Origin of the sequence: Variovorax sp. V15, assembly GCF_041154425.1 — a bacterium.
Classification (GTDB): domain Bacteria; phylum Pseudomonadota; class Gammaproteobacteria; order Burkholderiales; family Burkholderiaceae_C; genus Variovorax; species Variovorax guangxiensis.
The window spans coordinates 5,037,134-5,061,519 of sequence record NZ_AP028659.1 but is presented as its reverse complement, the minus strand read 5'-3'; the positions used below and the strand labels follow the sequence as shown (position 1 = coordinate 5,061,519).

Here is a 24,386-nt window from a genome sequence, read left to right as displayed (position 1 = left end):
TTCAGTCCGCGGGCACCCCGGCGCTCCAGGCTGCCCAGTTGCCGACGATGGCATCGACCAGGGGACGGCCCGCGATCAGCAGGTTGGCGGTCGAGATCGGAAACCCGCCCGACTCGGCCGACAGCGAGGCATAGGCGGTCTGCCCCGGATGGGGCCGGTCGAAGTTCGACGCGGTGCGCAGCACGGCCACGCGCTTCAAGTCCAGCAGACCTGCGCCGGCGCCCCGCTTCAAGGCCTCGTAAGTGGCGTTGTCCTCCTGCTGGGTGGTGCAGTACCTGCCCTGCCCGTCGGTCACGAGCGAGACCCAGCGCGTGGCCGTCTCGCCCAGGTACTTGCCATGCCAGTAGGTGTCACCGGCTGCGGTGTCGCATTGCAGGACCGATGGCCGCGCCCTGGCCGTCGGCTGCGGATACCTTGCGCGATAGGCGCGCGCCTTGTCGCTGTCGGCCAGCGGCGCGTTGGCCGACAGCTTCAGCGCCTTCCGCAGCAGTGCCTCGTCGAGGCGGAAGACCTCGGTGCGGTACTCGAACTTGGGCTTGGAGTCCGGATCCTTCGCGCCGATGCCGAAGTAGCCGGTGCGCCAGGTTGACGGCATCTCGCGCGCGTCGATCTCGTGGGCGATGCCGAAGTCGACCAGGTAGCGGGCCCACGTGGCCGAGCCGATGGTCGAGACGTTCGGGTCGACGCCCGCGATGCCGGCCACGAGGAAGTAGGTCTTCGAGAGATCGAACTTGCCGCTGAACACTAGCGCCGTGATCGATGCCGCCGCATTGGTGTGCCCCATGCCGGTGGTGACCTGGCACACCGAATCGGCGTTGCAGCGCACGAGCGGATCGTCGGCGGACAGGCCCGGCACCTTGATCTCCCGGTTGAGCTTCAGCGGTTCGTGCCAGACCTGCGCCTCGGGCTTGAACATGCTGATGATGAGCACCTTCACGGGTATCTGCTGTTGGCCGCCGGATGCCGCCGACGGTGCCACGGACCGGTTCGGGTCGCCCGCGCAGCCGAGGAGGGCCGCCGCGGCGAGGACAAGGCATGCGGCCCTTGAATACAAACTTGCTACGCGCCTGGAAGCTGCCATCTGCTTTCTCCTTTTTTCGTCGAACAACAGGAAGGAGACCGCAATTTACAGGCCAAAAAAAAAGCTGCCCGAAGGCAGCTTCCTTTTCATGGCCGAGCCGGAGGGCGCGGATCAGCGAGCCGAGATCGGCTTCACGTCGCGCTTCGGCGAGCCTTCGAACAGCTGGCGCGGGCGGCCGATCTTGTACTCGGGGTCGCCGATCATTTCGTTCAGCTGGGCGATCCAGCCGACCGTGCGGGCCAGCGCGAAGATCGCGGTGAACAGCGGCACCGGGATGCCGATGGCGCGCTGCACGATGCCCGAGTAGAAGTCGACGTTCGGGTACAGCTTGCGCGACACGAAGTACTCGTCTTCCAGGGCGATCTTCTCGAGCTGCTTGGCCAGCGCGAACAGCGGGTCCTTTTCCAGGCCCAGCTCGGTCAGCACTTCGTTGCAGGTTTCCTGCATCAGCTTGGCGCGCGGGTCGTAGTTCTTGTACACGCGGTGGCCGAAGCCCATCAGCTTGACGTTCGAGTTCTTGTCCTTGACCTTCTTGATGAACTCGCCGATCTTCTCCACGCCACCTTCCTTCTGGATGTCGTAGAGCATGTTCAGCGCCGCTTCGTTGGCGCCGCCGTGGGCAGGACCCCAGAGGCAGGCCACGCCGGCCGCGATGGCCGCGAAGGGGTTCGTGCCCGACGAGCCGCACAGGCGCACCGTCGAGGTCGAGGCGTTCTGCTCGTGGTCTGCGTGCAGGATGAAGATGCGGTCGAGCGCGCGCTCGAGCACCGGGTTCACCTTGTATTCCTCGCACGGCGTGGCGAACATCATGTGCAGGAAGTTGCCTGCATAGCTGAGTTCGTTCTTCGGGTACATGTACGGCTGGCCGATCGTGTACTTGTAGGCCATGGCCACGAGCGTGGGCATCTTCGCGATCAGGCGGATCGCGGCGATCTCGCGGTGCTCGGGATTGTTGATGTCCGTGCTGTCGTGATAGAAGGCCGACAGGGCGCCCACCAGGCCGGTCATGATGGCCATCGGGTGCGCGTCGCGGCGGAAGCCGCGCAGGAAGAACTGCATCTGCTCGTTGACCATCGTGTGGTTGGTCACGAGCTTCGTGAAGTTGGCCTTCTTGGCTGCGTCCGGCAGTTCACCGTACAGCAGCAGGTGGCAGGTCTCGAGGAAGTCGCAGTTGGTCGCGAGCTGCTCGATGGGGTAGCCGCGGTACAGCAGCTCGCCCTTGTCGCCATCGATGTACGTGATGGCCGACTGGCAGGCGGCGGTCGACATGAAGCCCGGGTCGTACGTGAACATGCCGGTCTGTGCATACAGCTTGCGGATATCGATCACGTCGGGGCCGACGGTGCCCTTGTAGATCGGCAGTTCGACGCTGTCGCCGCCGTTGCTGAACGACAGCGTGGCCTTGGTATCGGATGCTTTCATTTCGGTTTACTTTCAGAGGTGGATTCAGGACGAAGGAGAAATTGCAGGGCGCTGCGCGCCGTCGGTGCGCATGAGCTGCAGCAATGCGACCACCTCGGCCCCGGCCCATTCGGGCTCGGGCTCCTTTCTGCGAAGAAGGAGGTCGAGGAGGTCGTTGTCCGACAGGTCCATCAATGTCTCCATCGCTCCCGCCTGACCCACGGTCATGCGGGATTCGTGCCGCTCGAAGAAGCGGGCGATGAACAGGTCGTTCTCGAGCAGCCCGCGCCGGCAGCGCCATTTGAGCTTGCTCAGCGCGCGTTCGCTGAGCAGCTCCCGGGAGTCGGCGACGGGTTGCATGGTGACTTTCTGAAGAACTGCTGGACCGCGGGGCTCAGATGGCGCGACGCACCATCAATTCCTTGATCTTGCCGATGGCCTTGGTCGGGTTCAGGCTCTTGGGGCACACGTCCACGCAGTTCATGATCGTGTGGCAGCGGAAGAGGCGGTACGGGTCTTCCAGGTTGTCCAGGCGCTCGGCGGTGGCTTCGTCGCGGCTGTCGGCGATGAAGCGGTAGGCCTGCAGCAGGCCGGCGGGGCCGACGAACTTGTCGGGGTTCCACCAGAAGCTCGGGCAGCTCGTGGAGCAGCTCGCGCAAAGGATGCACTCGTACAGGCCGTTGAGCTCTTCACGCTCCTCGGGCGACTGCAGGCGTTCCTTCTCGGGCGGCACGCTGTCGTTCTGCAGGTAGGGCTTGATCGAGTTGTACTGCTTGAAGAACTGGGTCATGTCCACGATCAGGTCGCGGATGACGGGCAGGCCCGGCAGCGGCTTGAGCACCACGGTGCCCTTGAGCGTGTTCATGTTGGTCAGGCAGGCCAGACCGTTCTTGCCGTTGATGTTCATCGCATCGGAGCCGCAGACGCCTTCGCGGCACGAACGGCGGAACGACAGCGTCGGGTCTTGCGCCTTGAGCTTCATGAGCGCGTCGAGCAGCATGCGCTCGTGGCCGTCGAGTTCGATCTCGACCGTCTGCATGTAGGGCTTGGCGTCCTTGTCCGGGTCGTAGCGGTAAATCTGGAATGTGCGCTTCATCGTAGTGACCTTGTGAATGCTTTGTGTGAGCTGGCTGTGAGCCGCTCGCTTAGAACGTGCGGACCTTCGGCGGAACCGAGGCCACGGTGAGCGGCTGCAGCTTGACCGGCTTGTACGAGAGGCGGTTGTCGGCGCTGTACCAGAGCGTGTGCTTCATCCAGTTGGCGTCGTCGCGGCCCAGCGGTGCGACCGGATCGTCGGCCGGGCGCTCGTAGTCTTCCACGGTGTGGGCACCGCGGCATTCCTTGCGGGCAGCAGCCGAGACCATGGTGGCCTGCGCCACTTCGATCAGGTTGTCGACTTCCAGGGCTTCGATGCGGGCGGTGTTGAACACCTTCGACTTGTCCTTCAGGCCGATGGCCTTGACGCGCTCGCGCACGGCGGCGATCTTGACCACGCCTTCGTCCATCGAGGCCTGCTTGCGGAACACGGCGGCATGCTGCTGCATGACGGCGCGGATCTCGCCGGCCACGTCCTGCGCGTACTCGCCGCCGGTGGAGGCCTCGAGGCGATTCAGGCGCTCCAGCGTGCGGTCGGCTGCGTCGTTGGGCAGGGGCTTGTGTTCCTTGAGCTTGTCGGCGAACTCGACGATGTGGTTGCCGGCGGCACGGCCGAACACCAGCAGGTCGAGCAGCGAGTTGGTGCCCAGGCGGTTGGCGCCGTGCACGCTCACGCAGGAGCATTCGCCGACGGCGTACAGGCCGTTCACCACGGCGCTGTTGTCCTCGCCCTTCTGCACCACGACCTGGCCGTGGATGTTGGTAGGGATGCCGCCCATCTGGTAGTGGATGGTCGGCACGACGGGAATCGGTTCCTTCGTGATGTCGACGTTGGCGAAGTTGACGCCGATCTCGTACACCGAGGGCAGGCGTTTGTGGATGGTGTCCGCGCCAAGGTGATCGAGCTTGAGCAGCACGTAGTCCTTGTTGGGACCGCAGCCGCGGCCTTCCTTGATTTCCTGGTCCATCGAGCGCGAGACGAAGTCGCGCGGCGCCAGGTCCTTCAGCGTGGGCGCATAGCGCTCCATGAAGCGTTCGCCGTTGCTGTTCAGCAGGATCGCGCCTTCGCCTCGGCAGCCTTCGGTCAGCAGCACGCCCGCGCCGGCCACGCCGGTCGGGTGGAACTGCCAGAACTCCATGTCCTGCAGCGGGATGCCCGAGCGCGCGGCCATGCCGAGGCCGTCGCCGGTGTTGATGAAGGCGTTGGTCGAAGCCTGGAAGATGCGGCCCGCGCCGCCGGTGGCCAGCAGCACGGTCTTGGCCTGCAGGATGTGCAGGTCGCCGGTTTCCATTTCGAGCGCGGTCACGCCGACCACGTCGCCTTCCTCGTCGCGGATGAGGTCGAGCGCCATCCATTCGACGAAGAACTGGGTGCGTGCCTCGACGTTCTTCTGGTAGAGCGTGTGCAGCATCGCGTGGCCGGTGCGGTCGGCCGCGGCGCAGGCGCGCTGCACGGGCTTCTCGCCGTAGTTGGCCGTGTGGCCGCCAAACGGACGCTGGTAGATGGTGCCGTCGGGGTTGCGGTCGAAGGGCATGCCGAAGTGCTCGAGCTCGTACACGACCTTCGGTGCCTCGCGGCACATGAACTCGATCGCGTCCTGGTCACCGAGCCAGTCGGAGCCCTTGATCGTGTCGTAGAAGTGGTAGTGCCAGTTGTCCTCGCTCATGTTGCCGAGCGACGCGCCCACGCCGCCTTGCGCGGCGACGGTGTGCGAGCGGGTCGGGAACACCTTGGAGAGCACGGCCACGTTGAGGCCGGCACGGGCGAGTTGCAGCGAGGCGCGCATGCCGGAGCCGCCGGCACCGACGATCACGACGTCGAACTTGCGCTTGGTGATTTTTTCTTTTGTGTAGGTCATGGTGGGTCAGATCTTCCAAAGCACTTGAATGGCCCAACCCGCACAACCGACAAGCCAGACGATGGTGAAAACTTGCAGCACGAGACGGATGGCGACGGGCTGGACGTAGTCCATCCACACGTCGCGCATGCCGACCCATACGTGGTAGAGCAGGGCGACGATCACGGAGAAGGTCAGGACCTTCATCCACTGCGCGGCGAAGATGCCGGCCCACAGGTCGTAGCCGATGGGGCCGCGGGTGAAGATCAGCTGCGCGAGCAGGATGATCGTGAAGAGCGCCATCAGGCAACCCGTGATGCGCTGGCTGAGCCAGTCGCGCAGACCGTAGTGGGCGCCGACGACGACGCGCTTGGAGCCGTAATTCACAGACATGGTTGGCTCCTTCTCAGTACAGGCCGAACAGCTTGGCGCCGAGCGCCAGCGTGAGAATGACGCTCGCGGCCAGCGTGAAGATGGCGGAGCTGTTGCCGAACTCCTTGTTCACCGCGGAGTGGCTCACGTCCATCCAGAGGTGGCGCAGGCCGGCGATGAAGTGGTGCAGGTAGGCCCAGATGAGCGCGAGCGCCACGAGCTTGAAGAACCACCCCGGAACGAAACCAAGGCCGCTGTTGAAGGCGGCCTTGAAGCGGGCGAACGAATAGTCGGAGGACAGCGAGGTGTCGAACATCCAGATGATGAACGGCATCAGCAGGAACATCAGCACGCCGCTGACGCGGTGCAGGATCGACACGATGCCGGCCGGCGGAAGCCGGTAGGTGGTCAGGTCGGTGAAGGCGTTGATGTTGCGGAATTCGCGACGCTTGGGCCGGGGAGGAGTTGCAAGCTCTGTCATTGGGGGATGGCTTTCGTGGCTTTTGTGACTTGTTGGCTTGTTGCTTGTTCTGAGGGCGAACGCTTTTGTTTCTTATGGGAAGTGCAAACAACGCAAAATTCTATTGCAATGCACCATCGCGCTGCGGACGCATGCGAGTCACTGCACCGTTGCAGTCGGATGCTATTGACTTCGTAGCGCAATGCTCACGTTGCATGCGCGCGCTGGCGCACCTGTGTTCGGCGTTCATCTGCATCGCGGTCAGCCCAGCTGGTTCCTGTAATGGTGCGTGTCGGTGCGATAGAGGCCGCGGCGCAGCTCCATCGGCGTGTCATGGTAGGTGTGCGCCACGCGTTCCACGCTCAGCAGGGGCATCTGCGGCGGCACGTCGAGCAGCGCGGCCTGTTCGGCATCGGGCAGCACGGCGCGGATCTTTTCTTCCGCGCGCACCATGCGCACGCCGAACTCGGTTTCGAAGAGCGCGTACATCGGGCCGGGCCATGCGCGCAGCCGCTCGGCGGTGAGTCCCTTGAAGGGCGCGCCGGGCAGCCAGAGGTCTTCGAGGATGGTGGGCACGCCGCCGTAGGCAAGTACGCGGCGTACCTGCAGCACGGCGTCGGCGGTGCGCAGGCCGAGTGCGCGCGCCACGTCGGCCGATGCGCGCAGGCGCTTGCAGTCGACGATGGTGCGAACGGCCGGGCCCTCGGTGCTCGGGTCGCCCTCGTCGGGCACGAGCTTGAGGAAGCGGTATTGCACATGCTGCTCGGCATGCGTGGCGACGAAGGTGCCCTTGCCCTGGCGGCGCACCACGAGGTTCTCGGCCGCGAGCTCGTCGATGGCCTTGCGCACCGTGCCCTGGCTCACGCGGTAGCGCACCGCCAGGTCCATCTCGCTGGGGATGGGCTCGCCCGGCTTCCACTCGCCCGCCTGCAGGCTCTGCAGGATCAGGGTCTTGATCTGCTGGTAGAGCGGACTGAAGGACGGCGTCGCGGGCTCGTCGAATGGGGTGGGCGTGTTCATGGCAGCGGTGGGGTGCGCCTTGGCGGACCCCGAGAGGATATCTTATATAAGACATAAGACGGGGCTCATCGAATCGGCTTAAAATGCTGCCGGTCTCGCGCTGCGGGAAGGTATTTCATCCCGCAGAACCCCTGGCGCCCCACGAGAGCGCCGACACCGTTTCATTACCTTCTGGAGTCTTCCCATGAGCAAAAAGCCCGTCCGCGTTGCCGTCACCGGTGCCGCCGGTCAAATCGGTTACGCCCTGCTGTTCCGTATCGCTTCCGGTGAAATGCTCGGCAAAGACCAGCCGGTCATCCTGCAACTGCTCGAGATCCCCGACGAGAAGGCCCAGAAGGCGCTCAAGGGCGTGATCATGGAGCTCGAGGACTGCGCCTTCCCGCTGCTGGCCGGCGTGATTCCCACCGGCGACCCGCTGGTGGCCTTCAAGGACGCCGACTACGCCCTGCTGGTCGGTGCCCGTCCCCGCGGCCCCGGCATGGAGCGCGCCGACCTGCTGGCTGCCAACGCCCAGATCTTCACGGCACAGGGCAAGGCGCTCGACCAGGTCGCCAGCCGCGACGTCAAGGTGCTCGTGGTCGGCAACCCCGCTAACACCAACGCCTACATCGCCATGAAGAGCGCGCCCAGCCTGCCGCGCGAGAACTTCACCGCCATGCTGCGCCTGGACCACAACCGCGCCGCCAGCCAGATCGCCGCCAAGACCGGCACCGCAGTGGGCGACATCGAGAAGCTCACCGTCTGGGGCAACCACTCGCCCACGATGTACGCCGACTACCGCTTCGCCACCGTCGGCGGCAAGGGCGTCAAGGACCTGATCAACGACCAGGTCTGGAATGCCGACACCTTCCTGCCCACGGTGGGCAAGCGCGGCGCCGCCATCATCGAGGCCCGCGGCCTGTCGTCGGCAGCATCGGCCGCCAACGCAGCCATCGACCACATGCGCGACTGGGCCCTGGGCTCCAATGGCAAGTGGGTCACCATGGGCGTGCCCTCCAACGGCGAATACGGCATTCCGAAGGACGTGATCTTCGGCTTCCCGGTCACCACCGAGAACGGCAAGTACAAGATCGTCGAAGGCCTGGAGATCGACGCATTCAGCCAGGAACGCATCAACAAGACGCTGAAGGAACTGCAGGACGAGCAGGCCGGCGTCGCCCACCTGCTGTAAGCCGCTGCAGACCAGCATGCTCGACTGGAACCCCGCGCTCTACCGCCGCTACGAGGACGAGCGCACCCGTCCCGCGCAGGAACTCCTCGCGCGGGTGCCGCTGACCGAAGCGGCACGCGTGGTCGACCTCGGCTGCGGCCCGGGCAACTCCACCGAGCTGCTGGTCAACCGGTTCCCGAAGGCGCGAGTCCTCGGGACCGACAACTCCGAAGCCATGCTGGTCAGCGCGCGCGAGCGGCTGCCGCAGGCGCGCTTCGAGCTGAGCGACATCGCGACCTGGGCGCCGCGATCGAAAGAAGAAGCGCCCGACCTCATCTATGCCAACGCGTCCCTGCAATGGGTGCCCGATCACGAGAAGCTGATCCCGCGCCTGTTCGACGCGCTGGCGCCGGGTGGCGTGCTCGCCATCCAGATGCCCGACAACCGCCAGGAGCCCACGCACCGCCTGATGCGCGCGCTCGCGGCCGAGGCGCCGTGGGCCGAACCCATCGGCGACGCCGACAGGCTGCGCACGCTTCTGCTCGACCTGCGCGGCTACTACGACCTGCTGGCGCCGCTCGCGCCGCACGTCGATGTGTGGCACACCATCTACCAGCACCGCATGGCCGATGCGGCCTCCATCGTCGAATGGGTGCGCGGCACCGGCCTGAAACCCTTCGTCGACCGCCTGCCGCCCAACCTGCAGGCGAGCTATCTCGCCGAATACCAGCGGCGCGTGGACGAGGCGTACCCGGTGCGCACCGACGGCAAGCGCCTGCTGGCCTTTCCGCGCATGTTCATCGTCGCGCAGAAGAGCGGAAAGAACGACAAGGCATGACGAAGACGGCCCACCCCGCTGAAGTGCTGCTCGGCGCACAGGCCGGCGCGGTGGCGCTGCCCGTTTGCGACCACTACAGCGGCGTCGAGGTCCGCATGAAGAAGAGCCTCGCCCTCCAGGCCGAGATGGCCGAGGAGTTCGGCGCCTGCGTATTCGACGTCACCCTCGACTGCGAAGACGGCGCTCCCGTGGGCGGCGAGGCCGATCACGCAGCGCTCGTCACCGAGCTCGCGCTGGCGGCGAAGCCCGGCATGCGCGTCGGCGTGCGAGTGCATCCCGTCGACCACCCGGCCTTCGCGGGCGACGTGGTCACCATCGCCGGCCGCGCCGGCTCGCGCCTGAGCCACCTGATGGTGCCCAAGGTCGAATCGGTGGCCGATGTGCATCAGGCTGTAGCTGCCCTCGACGCGGCGGATGCCGGCGAGCTGCCGCTGCACGTGCTGATCGAATCGCCGCTGGCGGTGCACAACGCCTTCGAGATTGCCGCGCATCCGCGCGTGCAGTCGCTGAGCTTCGGGCTCATGGATTTCGTCTCGGCGCATGCCGGCGCCATCCCGGCCGACGGCATGGGCGCGGCAGGGCAGTTCAGCCATCCGCTGGTGGTGCGCGCCAAGCTGGCCATCGCCTCGGCCGCGCACGCCTACGGCAAGGTGCCGTCGCATTGCGTGGTCACCGAGTTCAACGACGCCGGCGCCATGCGTACGGCGGCCCGCAGGGCGGCCACGGAATTCGGCTACACGCGCATGTGGAGCATCCATCCGAACCAGATCCGGCCCATCCTCGAGGCCTTCGCGCCGGACGAGTCGCAGATTCAAATTGCCACAAAAATCCTTGTAAAGGCGGCCGCCGCGGATTGGGCTCCGACACAAATTGATGGCACATTGCACGACCGCGCGAGCTACCGCCATTTCTGGCAGGTACTGACGCGTGCCCACGCAACAGGGCGCGCGTTGCCCTCCGAGGCGAAAGCCTGGTTTGCATTCGCGGCCTCCTGAAACGAAACCTTCGAACCCAGCCTCAAGGAAACCCACACATGAAGAAAATTGCCCTGATCGCCGCTGTCGCCCTGGCACTGCCGCTCGCGGCCGTGGCACAGAGCACGACGCCTGCCAAGCCTGCGGCCAAGGCCGAGACGGCGAAGAAGAAGGCGCCCCCGAAGCGCCAGGTCACCCGCAAGGCGGCCAAGGCGGTGGAAGAAGTCACGCCGATCAGCGATGACACCAACATCGTCCTCAGCGACGCCGATCTCGAAGTCGCCAAGCGCGTGTCGCTCGGCAAGGCCCAGTGCGAACTCGGCGCCGACGTGACCGTCACGGCCGACGAGAAGAAGCCCGGCTTCTTCACCGTCAGCACGAAGGGCCAGAAGTACCGCATGCACCCGGTCGAAAGCCGCACCGGCGCCATCCGCCTCGAAGACCCGCGCGCCGGCGCCATGTGGCTCCAGCTCGGCAACAAGTCGATGCTGATGAACCAGAAGGCCGGCCTGCGCATCGCCGACGAATGCCAGACCGAAGCCCAGATCGCGTTTGCCGCAGAAATGAAGAAGAACCCGCCCAAGGCCCTGTTCGACGGCGCCGACGGCGAGAAGAAGTAAGCGTCCCTACCCGGTGGGGTGCGGCGCGGCTCTTGCTTGACCGCCGGAGCCGCCCCGCATGCCCGCCAGCCCAGTTTCCGGAGAAAAGAAGATGTTGCAAGCCTACGTTGACCATGTTGCCGAACGCGCCGCGCTCGGTATCCCGCCGCTGCCCCTGAGCGCGAAGCAGACCTCTGAAGCGATCGAACTCCTCAAGAGTGCGAATGCGAAGGACGGCGCCTTCCTGCTGGACCTGCTCACCCACCGCGTGCCTGCCGGCGTCGACGACGCCGCCAAGGTCAAGGCGAGCTACCTCGCGGCCGTGGCCCACGGCACCGAGAAGAGCGAGTTCATTTCGCGCGCCCGCGCCACCGAACTGCTCGGCACCATGCTCGGCGGCTACAACATCAGCCCCCTGATCGACCTGCTCGACGACGCCGAAGTCGGCGCTGTGGCGGCCGAAGGCCTGAAGAAGACCCTGCTGATGTTCGACCAGTTCCACGACGTCAAGGAAAAGGCCGACAAGGGCAATGCCCACGCCAAGGGCGTGCTGCAGAGCTGGGCCGATGCCGAGTGGTTCACCAGCCGTCCCGAAGTGCCGCAGAGCCTGACCATCACGGTCTTCAAGGTGCCCGGCGAGACCAACACCGACGACCTCTCGCCCGCGCCCGACGCCACCACGCGTCCCGACATCCCGATGCACGCGCTGGCCATGCTCAAGAACAAGCGTGAAGGCACCGCGTTCCAGCCCGAGGAAGACGGCAAGCGCGGCCCGGTCAAGTTCATCGAGTCGCTCAAGGACAAGGGCCACCAGGTCGCCTACGTCGGCGACGTGGTCGGCACCGGCTCCAGCCGCAAGTCGGCCACCAACTCGGTGCTGTGGTTCACGGGCGAAGACATCCCCTTCATTCCCAACAAGCGCTTCGGCGGCGTGTGCCTGGGCACGAAGATCGCCCCGATCTTCTACAACACCATGGAAGACGCGGGCGCGCTGCCCATCGAGCTCGACGTGAGCCAGATGGACACCGGCGACGTCGTCGAACTGCGCCCCTATGAAGGCAAGGCGCTGAAGGACGGCAAGGTCATCGCCGAATTCAAGGTCAAGAGCGACGTGCTGTTCGACGAAGTGCGCGCCGGCGGCCGCATTCCGCTGATCATCGGCCGCGGCCTGACGGCCAAGGCGCGCGAGACCCTGGGCCTGCCCGCATCGACGCTGTTCCGCCTGCCGCAAAGCCCGGTCGACACCAAGAAGGGCTTCTCGCTGGCGCAGAAGATGGTCGGCCGCGCCTGCGGCCTGCCCGAAGGCCAGGGCGTGCGCCCGGGCACGTACTGCGAACCCAAGATGACCTCGGTCGGCTCGCAGGACACCACCGGCCCGATGACGCGCGACGAGCTGAAGGACCTGGCCTGCCTGGGCTTCTCGGCCGACCTCGTGATGCAGTCGTTCTGCCACACCGCCGCCTATCCGAAGAAGGTGGACGTGAAGATGCACCACGAGCTGCCCGACTTCATCAGCACGCGCGGCGGCGTTTCGCTGCGCCCGGGCGACGGCGTGATCCACTCGTGGCTCAACCGCCTGCTGACGCCCGACACCGTGGGCACCGGCGGCGACAGCCACACCCGCTTCCCCATCGGCATCAGCTTCCCGGCCGGCTCGGGCCTCGTGGCCTTCGCAGCCGCCACCGGCGTGATGCCGCTGGACATGCCCGAATCGGTGCTCGTGCGCTTCAAGGGCAAGATGCAGCCCGGCGTCACGCTGCGCGACCTGGTCAACGCGATTCCGCTGTACGCCATCAAGTCCGGCCTGCTGACGGTCGAGAAGAAGGGCAAGAAGAACATCTTCTCGGGCCGCATCCTCGAGATCGAGGGCCTGCCCGACCTGAAGGTGGAACAGGCCTTCGAGCTGAGCGACGCCTCGGCCGAACGCTCGGCTGCCGGCTGCACGGTGCACCTGAACAAGGAACCGATCATCGAGTACATCAACAGCAACATCACGCTGATGAAGTGGATGATCGCCGAGGGCTATGCCGACGCCCGCACGCTGCAGCGCCGCATCGCCGCGCAGGAAGCCTGGCTGAAGGATCCGCAGCTGCTCAAGGGCGACGCCGACGCCGACTACGCGGCCGTCATCGAGATCGACCTGGCCGACATCCACGAGCCGATCGTGGCCTGCCCGAACGACCCCGATGACGTGAAGACGCTGTCGGACGTGGCCGGCGCCAAGATCGACGAAGTGTTCATCGGCTCGTGCATGACCAACATCGGCCACTTCCGCGCGGCGTCGAAGCTGCTCGAGGGCAAGCGCGACATCCCGGTCAAGCTGTGGATCGCGCCTCCGACCAAGATGGACGCGCAGCAGCTCACCGAGGAAGGCCACTACGGCGTGTTCGGCAATGCCGGCGCCCGCACCGAGATGCCCGGCTGCTCGCTGTGCATGGGCAACCAGGCACAGGTGCGCGAAGGCGCCACCGTGATGTCGACCAGCACCCGCAACTTCCCGAACCGCCTGGGCAAGAACACCAACGTGTACCTGGGCTCGGCGGAACTGGCTTCCATCTGCTCGAAGCTCGGCCGCATCCCGACGCGCGAGGAGTACATGGCCGACATCGGCGTGATCAACAGCAACGGCGACAAGATCTACCAGTACCTGAACTTCGACAAGATCGAGGACTACAAGGGCGTGGCGGATACGGTCGCGGCCTGATCGGGCTCTCCCGGGGTGATCTGCGGATCGCCCGATGAAACGAGCCCCGCAAGCCTCGCTTCTGCGGGGCTTTTTCTTTTTCAGGGCGAAGGCTGGTTGGGCTGCAGGTACTCCTGCCCCGTGAGCACCATCGCCGCGCCGGCCGGGCCGCCCACCGCATGGGGCAGGGCGTTCAGCAGCGAGTTCGCAAAGTCGCCGCGGTACAGCTTGGCGCCCTGGTGGGAGAGGTTGGAGTTGGCGTCGATATAGATCGACTCGCCCAGCCCCGTCCAGAGGCGGCAGAAGCCGTAGTCCTCCGACAGGTAGCGCCGCGTCTGCGGATCGACCATGACGTCGAAGAATCGGTAGTGCAGGCCCAGGTCGGCCTCGCCGATGCTGTCGGGCACGTAGCTGAGATCGGGGTAGCTCGCCATGAGCCGCTCGAACACCGATCGCCTGATCACCATGAAGCCGGTCGGCGCCTCGGTCATCTTCATGAAGCCGTCGGGCTGCACCTCCAGTTCGACCCGCGAGGTGGTCGCGGATGCCTGGGCGTTGACCGTGTAGCGGGTGAAGGTGGACTCGAACTGCTGCTGCGTCGTGCCAGCGGCCACGCCGCCTTCGGGCCAGTTCTCCCGCTTCAGCGGGTAGACCCCCGCCGCGACGTCGTAGCCCGACAGCAGCAGGCGGAAGGCCGCCTGCGCCGAGAAGCCGATGTCGGCGTCGACCCAGAAAAGGTGCGTCCACTGCGGATTGGCCAGGAACTGGGCCACGCAGTTGTTCCGCGCGCGCGTCACCAGGCTCTCGCCCTGGTGCGTGAACACCTGCAGCCGCATGCCGGCACGCTCGGCCTGCACGGCGAAGTTCAGCATCGAGTTGACGTAGTTCAGGAAGACCTTGCCGTCGTGGCTTGGCGTCACGATCACTGGGAAGAACTGCCGGAGTTCGGATGGATCGAGCATGTCGGTTCCGTTCGCTTGTCGTTGGCCGGGTGACTGCCGAGCTTATCGGGCCGCGCGCCGCATCAGGCCGAGCAGCAGGGTGTCGTAGACCTCGGTGGCCGCGGCGTTGCCGGGAAGGTAGCGGCCGATCAGGCTGCGCTGGCGCTCGCGGTACGCGCCAGCCTGCGCGTCGTGCGTGTCGATGGCCTCGACCACGCGGGTGCTGGCGCCGGACACGTCGTTGCCCTGGTAGTAGTAGCCCAGGTCCGCGCACAGGTGGGCGTTGTGCACCAGCGGGTAGCCCTGCCAGCAGGTCTCCAGGTAGAAGTAGTTCAGCGGGTTCTCCCACTGGTGCGAGACCACGATGTCGGTGTTCTGCGCGAGGAACACGGGCGTTTCGTGCCGGCCCAGGAAGACCGCCTTGTGCTGGCGCACCAGGTCGAGCTGGTTCATCAGCGTGATGAACTCCATGTTCTCCTTCGCCAGCCGCTCGGCGTTGGTGACCTGCAGCAGCGCGATGGCCCCGGGCCGCGCCCGGTAGGCCAGCTCGGCGATCAGCACCGGGTAGAGGCAGAACTTCACCACGTTGATGTTCGGCTCCATCACGCTCAATCGGCGCGGGCCGGCCTTCGGCTGGTAGACGCCGGCATCGGGCAGGCCGCGCGTGCGCTCGTCCAGGAACACCGGACTCCACACGAAGGGCACCGGGCGCGCATCGGCCCGGCGCAGCACCTCGAAGTACGGCTGGCTGATGTTGGCGACCTGCGGAACCATCCAGATGTCGTCGTAGCGCTGGTTGACGAACAGGTTCTGTCCCCAGAGCGGCTTGCTGAACAGCATCGCCTCCATGGCGTGCACGTACTCGAAGCCGCAGCAGTACGACACCAGTCGCGCGCCGCGCTGCTTGAGGTAGTCGGTCTGCGCCGCGTCGATCTGGCCTCCGAGCTCGATCAGCACGTCCACGCTGTCCTTGGCCGCCTCGAAGGTCACTGTGGGCCAGCGTGACTGGTCCCAGGGCAGGGCCTGGGTGATCGGGACGGCCGTGGTGTTAACGAGCACCACCGAGGCCACGGTCGGGCAGTGCTTCAGCGCCTCCGCCAGGAACACGGCGTTCTGCTTGATCCCGTTGTTCCACAGCGTTTCGGCCTCGTGATGGAGGCCGATGGTGATTCCGATGCGCAGCCTTGGGGCGAGAGACATTTGAATTGTTTCTTAAATGTTAATTGCCGGAGGTGGGCTCATTTGCGTGAAAAAAGTCACGAGGCTTGCTATTGGGTCGTGATCAATTTCACGATTTTAATTTCACGGCAGACCTTTGCATTCAAAGAAATCGAAAAGCGAACCGCTGTGCGGCATCACCGAGAACGCCTGGAAAAGACCGCCAGATGGGAGGTGTTCGATGCAAATGAATGGAGTTGGAGGTCTGCATGCCTTCAATTGGAACCCTGTTTCAACGTTCGACGACCGCTTCTGGCATGCAAGACAGGACGCTTTTTGAAATTTTTGTGAACTAAATCATCAGAGTCGATTTTGAAGAATGTTGCGGTGCATCGGAAATGTAAACAACTCCGTACATTCCACCATTCTTGTAATTGAGGTGCCGTATTGGGCGCCTCGGCGATGGAGCCTGAGGCAGGAAGCATCGCATTTCCGCTATCCGAATCCGTCCACACCGCGAGCCGAAAGTCACATGAACAAGTCTTACAGAAGCATATGGAATGAATCCCTTGGCGCCTGGGTGGCGGCATCGGAGATCACCTCGGCGCGCGGCAAGCGAAGCGGTTCCAGCGTGACCGCCACGGTCGCGGCAATCGGTCTGGCGATCGCCTCCATGGCCTTCGGCCCGCATGCGGGGGCCTCGGTGCTCGGGCCGTCGGGCACCTGCGTGACCGGCGGCGGCACCGGCCCCGATGGCACGACGGCGTACGGGGCGACCGTCGCCCCGGTCGATGGCTCGGGCGTGTGGTCGACGGTCGCCGGCTGCTCCTCGAACGGCGGCAACTTCCTGGGCGTGACGACGATCGGCTCCTTCACCACCGCCCAGGGCGCGGGCGCCACGGCCATCGGCATGGCGGCGGTGGCCAACAAGCTCGCCACCGCGCTGGGCCACCAGGCCCAGGCCACCGGCATCACGAGCCTGGCCGCCGGCTTCAATGCTCGCAGCGCCGGCGACAACAGCACCGCCCTCGGTTCCGCCGCCAATGCGATCGGCACCAGCAGCGTGGCCGTGGGCAACGCTGCCAGTGCGCAGGGCGTCAACGGCATCGCCATTGGACTGAATGCCAATGCCGCCAGTCTCGGTTCCAGCAACCTGGCCATCGGCTGGGGCGCCAATGCGAGCGGCACCGCGGCCTCCCTGGGCGACTCGACCGCGATCGGCACGGGCGCCAAGGCCACGGGGCAGGATTCGACCGCCGTCGGCGGACAGACCTCGGCCACCGCCACGAACACGCTGGCCATCGGCAACAACGGCACCAGCGCCACCGCGCAGGGCGCGACCGCGTTCGGCGTGGGAGCCAAGGCCTCCGGCCAGAACTCGCTCGCAGCCGGCAACGGGACCACGGCATCGAGCACCGGTTCCATCGCCATCGGCAGCAATGCCAGCGGCGTCGCCAATTCCGCGGCGACCGACGGCATCGCCATCGGCGGCCAGTCCAACGTGGCGGCGGCTGCGACTTCGGGTATCGCGGTCGGCCGCGGCGCCGTGGTGAACAGCGTTTCCGGCATTGCGCAGGGCGACGGCGCCAACGTTGCCGCGAGCTCCAATGGCGGTGTCGCCATCGGCGCCAGTTCCAAGGTTTCCGGAACGAACACCGTTGCGATCGCCAGCGGTGCCAACGCCAGCGGCGCCAGCGCGACGGCCATCGGCAACAACGCCAACGCAGCTGCCGCGAGCGCGGTGGCGGTCGGCTCCAGCGCGGCAGGCCTGGGCAACAGCTCCGTCGCGGTGGGCAACACCGCCCTGGCCAGGGCCGACGGCTCCATCGCCATCGGCAAGAACGCCGCCATCGGCTCCAACACCGACGTCAACTCGGTAGCCATCGGCACCAACGCGAACAGCTGGGGCGGCAGCATCGCGCTGGGCACCGGCGCATCCGCCGACCAGTTCGGCGTCTCGGCCCAGAACGCGGGCATCGCCATCGGCGGCAACGCCGCGACGGACGACCGCTCGACCCGCAGCATCGCGATCGGCAACGGCGCATCGGTCAAGCCGCCGAACACGACCTCGGTGGTCGATGCGACGCTCGCCCTCGGCGTCAACGCACTCGGCTCAGGCTCGAACGCAGTGGCCATCGGCACGGCCACCGCAGCCAGCGGCGCAGGCTCGACCGCCATCGGCGGCAACGCCACCGGCGGCGCAGCCGCAGCGGCCGCCGACTCCATCGCCATCGGCGGCCAGTCTTCGGTCGTTTCGACCGCCACTTCGGGCATCGCCCTCGGCCGCGGCGCCGTGGTGAACGGTGCCTTCGGCATCGCTCAGGGCGATGGCGTGACCAGCGGCGCCACGGGCCAGAACGTCGCGATCGGCTCCAGCGGCACCACCGCCAACAGCGGCTCGGCCACGGGTGGCGCAGTCGCCATCGGGCGCGGCCAGAAGGCCACGGGCAATGGCGCCGTGGCCATCGGCGACCCCAACACCGCCAACGGCACCGGCGCCGTGGTGTTGGGTGCCGACAGCACGGCCGCAGGCGACGCCGCCGGCACGACCGCCGCGAACGGCGCGGTCGCCATCGGCAACGCCAACAACGCGATCGGCCAGGGCGCCGTCGCAATGGGCAACAACACCAACGCGATCGGCGCAGGCACGGTCGCCCTCGGCGACAGCTCGCGCGCAACGGCCCTGGGCGCCGTCGCGCTCGGCAGCAGCGCGAGCGCCGTCCAGGACTCGACGGCCATCGGCCGGAACGCCAACGCTTCCGCCGTGGCATCCGTCGCAATCGGCGTGAACGGCTTCGCGGCGCAACAGTCCGTCGCGCTCGGCAACAACACCACCGCAACCGGCCAGTCGGCGGTGGCGCTGGGCGATACGGCCAACGCATCGGCCCAGCAGGCCCTGGCGATCGGTGCCGGTGCGCTCGCGTCGAACACGCGCACGGTGGCCATCGGCACGCTGGCCAATGCGGCTGGCGCCAATGCCGTGGCCATCGGCTACAAGGCCATCGCGCAGTACGCCAACGCCGTGGCCATCGGCAACGGCAGCGTGACGGGCGCGGCCGCCCCGACCGGCGCCGCCTACATGACCGGGCAGACGGCCAACGGCGGCGAAGTCTCGTTCGGCGGCGGCACGGCCGCGACCAACCGCCGCATCACCAACCTGGCCGACGGCGCCGCGCCCACCGACGCCGTGACCGTCGCGCAGCTGAGCACCACCGCATCGAGCCTTTCCACCGGCCTGAGCACCACCAACAGCAGCCTGGCCAGCCTCTCGACCTCGACCTCGACCGGCCTGAGCACCACGAACAGCTCGGTCGCAAGCCTGTCGACCTCGACCTCCACGGGCATCGTCAGCCTCTCGACCGGCCTGAGCACGACCAACAGCACCGTCAGCAGCCTGTCGACCTCGACTTCCACGGGGCTCAGCACCGCGACCAGCCGGATCAACAGCCTGTCGACCTCCACCTCGACGGGGCTGAGCACCGCCACCAGCAGCATCAGCAGCCTGTCCACGTCGGCTTCGACCGGCATCAGCAGCCTGTCGACTTCGACGTCGACGGGCCTGAGCACCACCAACAGTTCCGTTGCGAGCCTGTCAGCCTCGACCTCCACGGGCCTGAGCACCGCGACAAGCAGCATCGGCAGCCTGTCCACCTCGACTTCCACCGGCATCAGCAGCCTGTCGACCGGTCTCAGCACGACCAACAGCGCCGTCAGCAGCCTGTCGACCGGCCTGAGTAACTCGGCGAGCAGCATCGGCAGCCTCTCGACGGCCCTGAGCAGCACCAACAGCTCGGTTGCGAGCCTGTCGACCTCGACTTCCACGGGCCTGAGCACTGCGACAAGCAGCATCGGCAGCCTGTCCACGTCGGCTTCGACTGGCATCAGCAGCCTGTCGACTTCGACTTCGACGGCCCTGAGCACCACCAACAGCTCGGTCGCCAGCTTGTCGACCTCGACGTCGACCGGCCTGAGCACCACGAACAGCTCCATTACGAGCCTCTCGACCTCGACTTCCACCGGTCTGAGCACGGCAACGAGCAGCATCGGCAGCCTGTCCACGTCGGCTTCGACTGGCATCAGCAGCCTGTCGACTTCAACTTCGACGGGCCTGAGCACCACCAACAGCTCGATCGCCAGCTTGTCGACCTCGACGTCGACCGGCCTGAGCACTACGAACAGCTCCATTACGAGCCTCTCGACCTCGACTTCCACCGGTCTGAGCACAGTGACGAGCAGCATCGGCAGCCTGTCCACGTCGGCTTCGACCGGCATCAGCAGCCTCTCGACCTCGACCTCGACGGGCCTGAGCACCACGAACAGCTCCGTTGCGAGCCTGTCGACCTCGACCTCTACGGGCCTGAGCACGGCGACGAGCAGCATCGGCAGCCTGTCCACCTCAGCGTCGACCGGAATCAGCAGCCTGTCGACCTCGACCTCTACGGGCCTCAGCACGGCGACGAGCAGCATCAACAGCCTGTCCACATCGGCGTCGACCGGCATCAGCAGCCTGTCGACTTCCACGTCGACTGGCCTGAGCACCACGAACAGCTCCATCGCAAGCCTGTCGACCTCGACCTCCACGGGCCTGAGCACCGCCACCAGCGGCATCGGCAGCCTGTCGACCGGCCTGAGCACGACCAACAGCAACCTGAGCACCCTGAGTTCGTCGGTCAGTTCGATCTACAACACCGGCACGAAGTACTTCCACGCCAACAGCACCGGCGCGGACAGCCAGGCCATCGGCGCGAACAGCGTGGCCATCGGCCAGAACGCCATCGCCAACGGCGACAACAGCGTGGCGCTGGGCGCGAACTCCACGGCCAGCCGCAGCGCCGCGGCGATGACGAACTACGACGCCTTCGGCCTGACCAGCAAGCAGAACGCGTCGGGCGAACTGAACGTCGGCAATCGCGTGATCACCGGCGTGGCCCCGGGCAGCGCGGACACGGACGCCGTCAACGTCTCCCAGGTGAAGACCGTCACGGCTTCGCTCTCGAGCGGCCTGAGCACGGCGACCAGCAGCATCGACAGCCTGTCGACCTCCACCTCGACCGGCCTGAGCACCACGAACAGCGCTGTTGCAAGTCTGTCGACTTCGACTTCGACTGGCCTGAGCACTGCCACCAGCAGCATCAACAGCCTGTCCACGTCGACTTCCACCGGCATCAGCAGCTTGTCGACTTCCACGTCGACCGGCCTGAGTACAGCAAACAGCCGCATCGACAGCCTGTCCACGTCCACCTCGACGGGTCTGAGCACGGCGACGAGCAGCATCAGCAGCCTGTCGACTTCCACGTCGACCGGCCTGAGCACGGCAAACAGCCGCATCGACAGCCTGTCCACGTCCACCTCGACGGGTTTGAGCACGGCCACCAGCAGCATCGGCAGCCTGTCGACTTCGACCTCCACGGGCCTGAGCACCGCGACGAGCAGCATCAACAGCCTGTCGACCTCGACTTCGACCGGTTTGAGCACCGCGACCAGCGGCATCAGCAGCCTGTCGACCTCCACGTCGACGGGCCTGAGCACGGCCACGAGCAGCATCGACAGCCTGTCTACCTCCACGTCGACTGGCCTGAGCACGGCCACCAGCAGCATCAGCAGTCTGTCGACTTCGACCTCCACGGGCTTGAGCACGGCCACGAGCAGCATCAATAGCCTGTCGACCTCCACGTCGACGGGGTTGAGCACGGCGACGAGCAGCATCAACAGCCTGTCGACCTCCACGTCGACGGGGTTGAGCACCGCGACGAGCAGCATCAACAGCTTGTCGACTTCGACTTCGACCGGTCTGAGCACTGCAACGAGCAGCATTGACAGCCTCTCGACTTCCACGTCGACTGGCCTGAGCACCGCCACCAGCAGCATCAACAGCCTGTCGACCGGCCTGAGCACAACCAACAGCACCGTCAGCAGTCTGTCGACTTCTACGTCGACCGGTCTGAGTACGGCGACGAGCAGCATCAACAGCTTGTCGACGTCGACCTCGTCGGGTCTGAGCACCGCAACAAGCAGCATCAACAGCCTGTCGACCTCCACCTCGACCGGCCTGAGCACCGCGACCAGCAGTATCGACAGCCTCTCGACTTCGACCTCGACCGGCTTGAGCACTGCGACCAGCGGCATCAACAGCCTGTCGACCGGCCTGAGCACGACCAACAGCACTGTCAGCAGCCTCTCGACGTCCACGTCGACGGGTCTGAGCACCGCCACGAGCAGCATCGATAGCCTCTCGACTTCCACGTCGACTGGCCTGAGCACTGCGACGAGCAGTATCAGCAGCCTGTCGACGTCCACTTCTACCGGTCTGAGCACCGCGACGAGCAGCATCAACAGCCTGTCGACCTCGACTTCAACCGGCCTGAGCACTGCGACGAGCAGCATCGACAGTCTCTCGACTTCCACGTCGACTGGCTTGAGCACGGCGACGAGCAGCATCAGCAGCCTGTCGACCTCCACTTCGACCGGCCTGAGCACTGCCACGAGCAGCATCGACAGCCTGTCGACCTCCACGTTGACCGGCCTCAGCACCGCGACGAGCAGCATTGATAGCCTGTCCACCTCGACCTCGACGGGCCTGAGCACCGCCACGAGCGGCATCAACAGCCTGTCGACCGGCCTGAGCACGACGAACAGCACCGTCAGCAGCCTCTCGACCTCGACGTCGACGGGTCTGAGCACTGCAACGAGCAGCATCAACAGCCTGTCGACTTCGACCTCGACCGGCCTCAGCACTGCGACGAGCAGCATCGACAGCCTCTCGACTTCCACCTCGACGGGGTTGAGCACCGCCACCAGCAGCATCAACAGCCTGTCCACGTCGACCTCGACGGGTCTGAGCACTGCCACCAGCAGCATCAACAGCCTGTCGACTTCGACCTCGACCGGCCTCAGCACTGCGACCAGCAGCATCGACAGTCTGTCGACCTCGACTTCGACCGGCCTGAGCACTGCGACCAGCAGCATCGACAGCCTGTCCACCTCGACCTCGACGGGCCTGAGCACCGCGACGAGCAGCATCGACAGCCTGTCCACCTCGACTTCGACCGGCCTGAGCACTGCGACCAGCAGCATCAACAGCCTGTCCACGTCGACTTCGACTGGCCTGAGCACCGCCACCAGCAGCATCGACAGCCTGTCCACCTCGACCTCGACCGGCTTGAGCACCACCACGAGCAGCATCAACAGCCTGTCGACCGGCCTGAGCACGACCAACAGCACGGTCAACAGCCTGTCCACGTCGACCTCGACCGGCCTGAGCACTGCGACGAGCAGCATCAGCAGCCTCTCGACTTCCACGTCGACCGGCCTGAGCACCGCCACGAGCAGCATCAACAGCCTGTCGACGGGCCTGAGCACGACCAACAGCACGGTCGACAGCCTTTCCACCAGCCTGTCCTCGGCCGGCAGCGGCCTGGCGAGCCTGTCCACGTCGACGTCGACCGGCCTGAGCACCGCGACGAGCAGCATCGACAGCCTGTCGACCTCGACCTCCACGGGCCTGAGCACCGCTACCAGCAGCATCAGCAGCCTGTCGACCTCCACGTCGAGCGGCCTGAGCACCGCGACGAGCAGCATCAACAGCCTCTCGACCTCGACCTCGTCGGGCCTGAGCACGGCGTTCAGCGGCATCGGCAGCCTGTCGACCGGCCTGAGCACGACGAACGTCAACCTCAACAGCCTGAGCACCTCGGTCAACAACATCTACAACACCGGCACCAAGTACTTCCACGCCAACTCGACGGCGGGCGACTCGGTGGCCAGCGGGCAGGAGGCGGTGGCGATCGGCCCGCAGTCGGTGGCCAGCGGCGCCAACTCCTTCGCGGCCGGCAACGGTGCGAAGGCGACGGCCGATGGCGCGGTGGCGGTGGGCTTCGGCGCACAGGCCACGGGTGCTAACGCGATCGCCATCGGCACGGGCGCCCTGGCCACGGGCTCGCAGGCCATCGGTGCCAACGCCCGTGCGGGCGGCGGCGGCGTGGCGCTGGGCGACAACGCGGATGCGGGCGGCACGCCGCTGAGCCAGGCGCAGAACGTCTCCAAGGGCACGGCCATCGGCTTCGGCGCGATCGTCCAGCAAAGCGGCGGCGTGGCGCTGGGCTCCGGCTCGGTGGCTTCCACTGCCGCAGGCATGGCCGGCTATGTGCCGGGCGGCGCGACGGCGCAGCAGGAGGCCGCGATCAAGGCGACCACCAGCACGCAGGCAGCGGTGTCTGTGGGCGACGCGGCCAACGGCCAGTACCGCCAGATCACCGGCGTGGCGGCGGGCACGGCCGACAGCGATGCGACCAACGTGGCGCAGCTGAAGGCGGCCTCGGCGGCATCGAAGGCCAGCAGCGTTCAGTACGCGACCAACCCGGACGGCTCGGTCAACTACAACCAGATCACGCTGGGCAACGGCCAGGCGCCGGGCGGCACGCGCATCAGCAACGTGGCGGCGGGCATCCTGCCGGGCGACGCGGTCAACGTGCAGCAGCTCAACCAGGTGCAGGGCCAGGTCGGCGACGTGGCGCGCATCGCCTACTCGGGCACGGCCATGGCGTTCGCGATGTCGGGCACCTACCTGCCGACGCTCTATCCGGGCGAGAAGACGGTGGGCGTGGGCCTGGGCAGCTACAAGGGCTACAGCGCGGTGGCGCTGACCTTCAAGGCACTGTCGGACGACGGCAAGATGTCGTGGGGCGCGGGCCTGACGACCACGGGCAAGGAGTGGGGCATCAACGCCGGCATCGGCTGGAAGTGGAAATAAGGGAATAAGCCACTGAAAGGCCGCCGA

General features: G+C 66.2%; 16 protein-coding genes. 6 read left to right on the top strand and 10 right to left on the bottom strand.

Going from position 1 to position 24,386, the window contains the following annotated elements:
* Nucleotide 1: 1 nt before the first annotated feature.
* The 8 genes from ACAM57_RS24180 to ACAM57_RS24145 form a co-directional block, all read right to left on the bottom strand.
* Complete coding sequence (locus ACAM57_RS24180; RefSeq protein WP_369659238.1) at nt 2–937, bottom strand: purine nucleoside permease; 936 nt, start codon at nt 935–937, stop codon at nt 2–4.
* Nucleotides 938–1,192: 255 nt separating this feature from the next.
* Nucleotides 1,193–2,503, bottom strand: coding sequence for a citrate synthase (locus tag ACAM57_RS24175; protein WP_126022676.1), 1,311 nt, complete (start codon nt 2,501–2,503; stop codon nt 1,193–1,195).
* A 24-nt stretch (nt 2,504–2,527) separates the two neighbouring features.
* Nucleotides 2,528–2,842 (bottom strand): succinate dehydrogenase assembly factor 2, encoded by a 315-nt coding sequence (locus ACAM57_RS24170; RefSeq protein WP_126022677.1) that lies wholly within the window; start codon nt 2,840–2,842, stop codon nt 2,528–2,530.
* 34 nt (nt 2,843–2,876) lie between these two features.
* Nucleotides 2,877–3,578 (bottom strand): succinate dehydrogenase iron-sulfur subunit, encoded by a 702-nt coding sequence (locus tag ACAM57_RS24165; protein WP_081270662.1) that lies wholly within the window; start codon nt 3,576–3,578, stop codon nt 2,877–2,879.
* 49 nt (nt 3,579–3,627) lie between these two features.
* Entirely contained in the window at nt 3,628–5,436 is a 1,809-nt protein-coding gene (gene sdhA, locus ACAM57_RS24160) for a succinate dehydrogenase flavoprotein subunit (protein ID WP_126022678.1), read from the bottom strand.
* 6 nt (nt 5,437–5,442) lie between these two features.
* The gene (gene sdhD / locus ACAM57_RS24155) at nt 5,443–5,808 is read right to left on the bottom strand and encodes a succinate dehydrogenase, hydrophobic membrane anchor protein (protein WP_125947845.1); all 366 of its coding nucleotides are present in this window, start codon (nt 5,806–5,808) and stop codon (nt 5,443–5,445) included.
* A gap of 13 nt (nt 5,809–5,821) precedes the next feature.
* On the bottom strand, nt 5,822–6,268 hold the full coding sequence (sdhC, locus tag ACAM57_RS24150) for a succinate dehydrogenase, cytochrome b556 subunit (RefSeq protein WP_126022679.1): 447 nt from the start codon (nt 6,266–6,268) through the stop codon (nt 5,822–5,824).
* A 240-nt stretch (nt 6,269–6,508) separates the two neighbouring features.
* Nucleotides 6,509–7,267: a GntR family transcriptional regulator gene (locus tag ACAM57_RS24145; protein ID WP_019654078.1), complete on the bottom strand. Its 759-nt coding sequence runs from the start codon at nt 7,265–7,267 to the stop codon at nt 6,509–6,511.
* Nucleotides 7,268–7,451: 184 nt separating this feature from the next.
* Between ACAM57_RS24145 and ACAM57_RS24140 the strand changes: the two genes are divergently transcribed.
* The 5 genes from ACAM57_RS24140 to ACAM57_RS24120 all read left to right on the top strand — a co-directional run bounded on the left by ACAM57_RS24140 (nt 7,452) and on the right by ACAM57_RS24120 (nt 13,532).
* Nucleotides 7,452–8,438 (top strand): malate dehydrogenase, encoded by a 987-nt coding sequence (locus ACAM57_RS24140; protein WP_126022681.1) that lies wholly within the window; start codon nt 7,452–7,454, stop codon nt 8,436–8,438.
* A 16-nt stretch (nt 8,439–8,454) separates the two neighbouring features.
* A complete protein-coding gene (gene tam / locus ACAM57_RS24135) occupies nt 8,455–9,255 on the top strand; it encodes a trans-aconitate 2-methyltransferase (RefSeq protein ID WP_369659237.1) in 801 nt (266 codons plus the stop codon).
* Complete coding sequence (locus tag ACAM57_RS24130; protein WP_369659236.1) at nt 9,252–10,250, top strand: CoA ester lyase; 999 nt, start codon at nt 9,252–9,254, stop codon at nt 10,248–10,250. Before tam ends, ACAM57_RS24130 begins: the two co-directional genes overlap by 4 nt.
* A 38-nt stretch (nt 10,251–10,288) precedes the next feature.
* The gene (locus ACAM57_RS24125) at nt 10,289–10,849 is read left to right on the top strand and encodes a hypothetical protein (protein WP_126022684.1); all 561 of its coding nucleotides are present in this window, start codon (nt 10,289–10,291) and stop codon (nt 10,847–10,849) included.
* 91 nt (nt 10,850–10,940) lie between these two features.
* On the top strand, nt 10,941–13,532 hold the full coding sequence (locus ACAM57_RS24120) for a bifunctional aconitate hydratase 2/2-methylisocitrate dehydratase (protein ID WP_369659235.1): 2,592 nt from the start codon (nt 10,941–10,943) through the stop codon (nt 13,530–13,532).
* An 80-nt stretch (nt 13,533–13,612) separates the two neighbouring features.
* Here ACAM57_RS24120 and ACAM57_RS24115 read toward each other — a convergent pair whose 3' ends face one another.
* The gene (locus tag ACAM57_RS24115) at nt 13,613–14,473 is read right to left on the bottom strand and encodes a hypothetical protein (RefSeq protein ID WP_184635563.1); all 861 of its coding nucleotides are present in this window, start codon (nt 14,471–14,473) and stop codon (nt 13,613–13,615) included.
* A 42-nt stretch (nt 14,474–14,515) separates the two neighbouring features.
* Nucleotides 14,516–15,652, bottom strand: coding sequence for a DUF2827 domain-containing protein (locus ACAM57_RS24110; protein WP_369659234.1), 1,137 nt, complete (start codon nt 15,650–15,652; stop codon nt 14,516–14,518).
* A gap of 490 nt (nt 15,653–16,142) precedes the next feature.
* Between ACAM57_RS24110 and ACAM57_RS24105 the strand changes: the two genes are divergently transcribed.
* The gene (locus tag ACAM57_RS24105; protein ID WP_369659233.1) at nt 16,143–24,359 is read left to right on the top strand and encodes an ESPR-type extended signal peptide-containing protein; all 8,217 of its coding nucleotides are present in this window, start codon (nt 16,143–16,145) and stop codon (nt 24,357–24,359) included.
* The last annotated feature ends 27 nt before the right edge of the window (nt 24,360–24,386 follow it).

Coding starts and splice junctions, on each gene's coding strand:
- ACAM57_RS24125 (WP_126022684.1), top strand. CDS start 10,289: ATGAAGAAAATTGCCCTGATCGCCGCTGTCGCCCTGGCACTGCCGCTC.
- sdhD (WP_125947845.1), bottom strand. CDS start 5,808: ATGTCTGTGAATTACGGCTCCAAGCGCGTCGTCGTCGGCGCCCACTAC.
- ACAM57_RS24140 (WP_126022681.1), top strand. CDS start 7,452: ATGAGCAAAAAGCCCGTCCGCGTTGCCGTCACCGGTGCCGCCGGTCAA.
- ACAM57_RS24115 (WP_184635563.1), bottom strand. CDS start 14,473: ATGCTCGATCCATCCGAACTCCGGCAGTTCTTCCCAGTGATCGTGACG.
- ACAM57_RS24120 (WP_369659235.1), top strand. CDS start 10,941: ATGTTGCAAGCCTACGTTGACCATGTTGCCGAACGCGCCGCGCTCGGT.
- ACAM57_RS24145 (WP_019654078.1), bottom strand. CDS start 7,267: ATGAACACGCCCACCCCATTCGACGAGCCCGCGACGCCGTCCTTCAGT.
- sdhA (WP_126022678.1), bottom strand. CDS start 5,436: ATGACCTACACAAAAGAAAAAATCACCAAGCGCAAGTTCGACGTCGTG.
- ACAM57_RS24170 (WP_126022677.1), bottom strand. CDS start 2,842: ATGCAACCCGTCGCCGACTCCCGGGAGCTGCTCAGCGAACGCGCGCTG.
- ACAM57_RS24105 (WP_369659233.1), top strand. CDS start 16,143: ATGAACAAGTCTTACAGAAGCATATGGAATGAATCCCTTGGCGCCTGG.
- sdhC (WP_126022679.1), bottom strand. CDS start 6,268: ATGACAGAGCTTGCAACTCCTCCCCGGCCCAAGCGTCGCGAATTCCGC.
- ACAM57_RS24130 (WP_369659236.1), top strand. CDS start 9,252: ATGACGAAGACGGCCCACCCCGCTGAAGTGCTGCTCGGCGCACAGGCC.
- ACAM57_RS24110 (WP_369659234.1), bottom strand. CDS start 15,652: ATGTCTCTCGCCCCAAGGCTGCGCATCGGAATCACCATCGGCCTCCAT.
- ACAM57_RS24175 (WP_126022676.1), bottom strand. CDS start 2,503: ATGAAAGCATCCGATACCAAGGCCACGCTGTCGTTCAGCAACGGCGGC.
- ACAM57_RS24165 (WP_081270662.1), bottom strand. CDS start 3,578: ATGAAGCGCACATTCCAGATTTACCGCTACGACCCGGACAAGGACGCC.
- tam (WP_369659237.1), top strand. CDS start 8,455: ATGCTCGACTGGAACCCCGCGCTCTACCGCCGCTACGAGGACGAGCGC.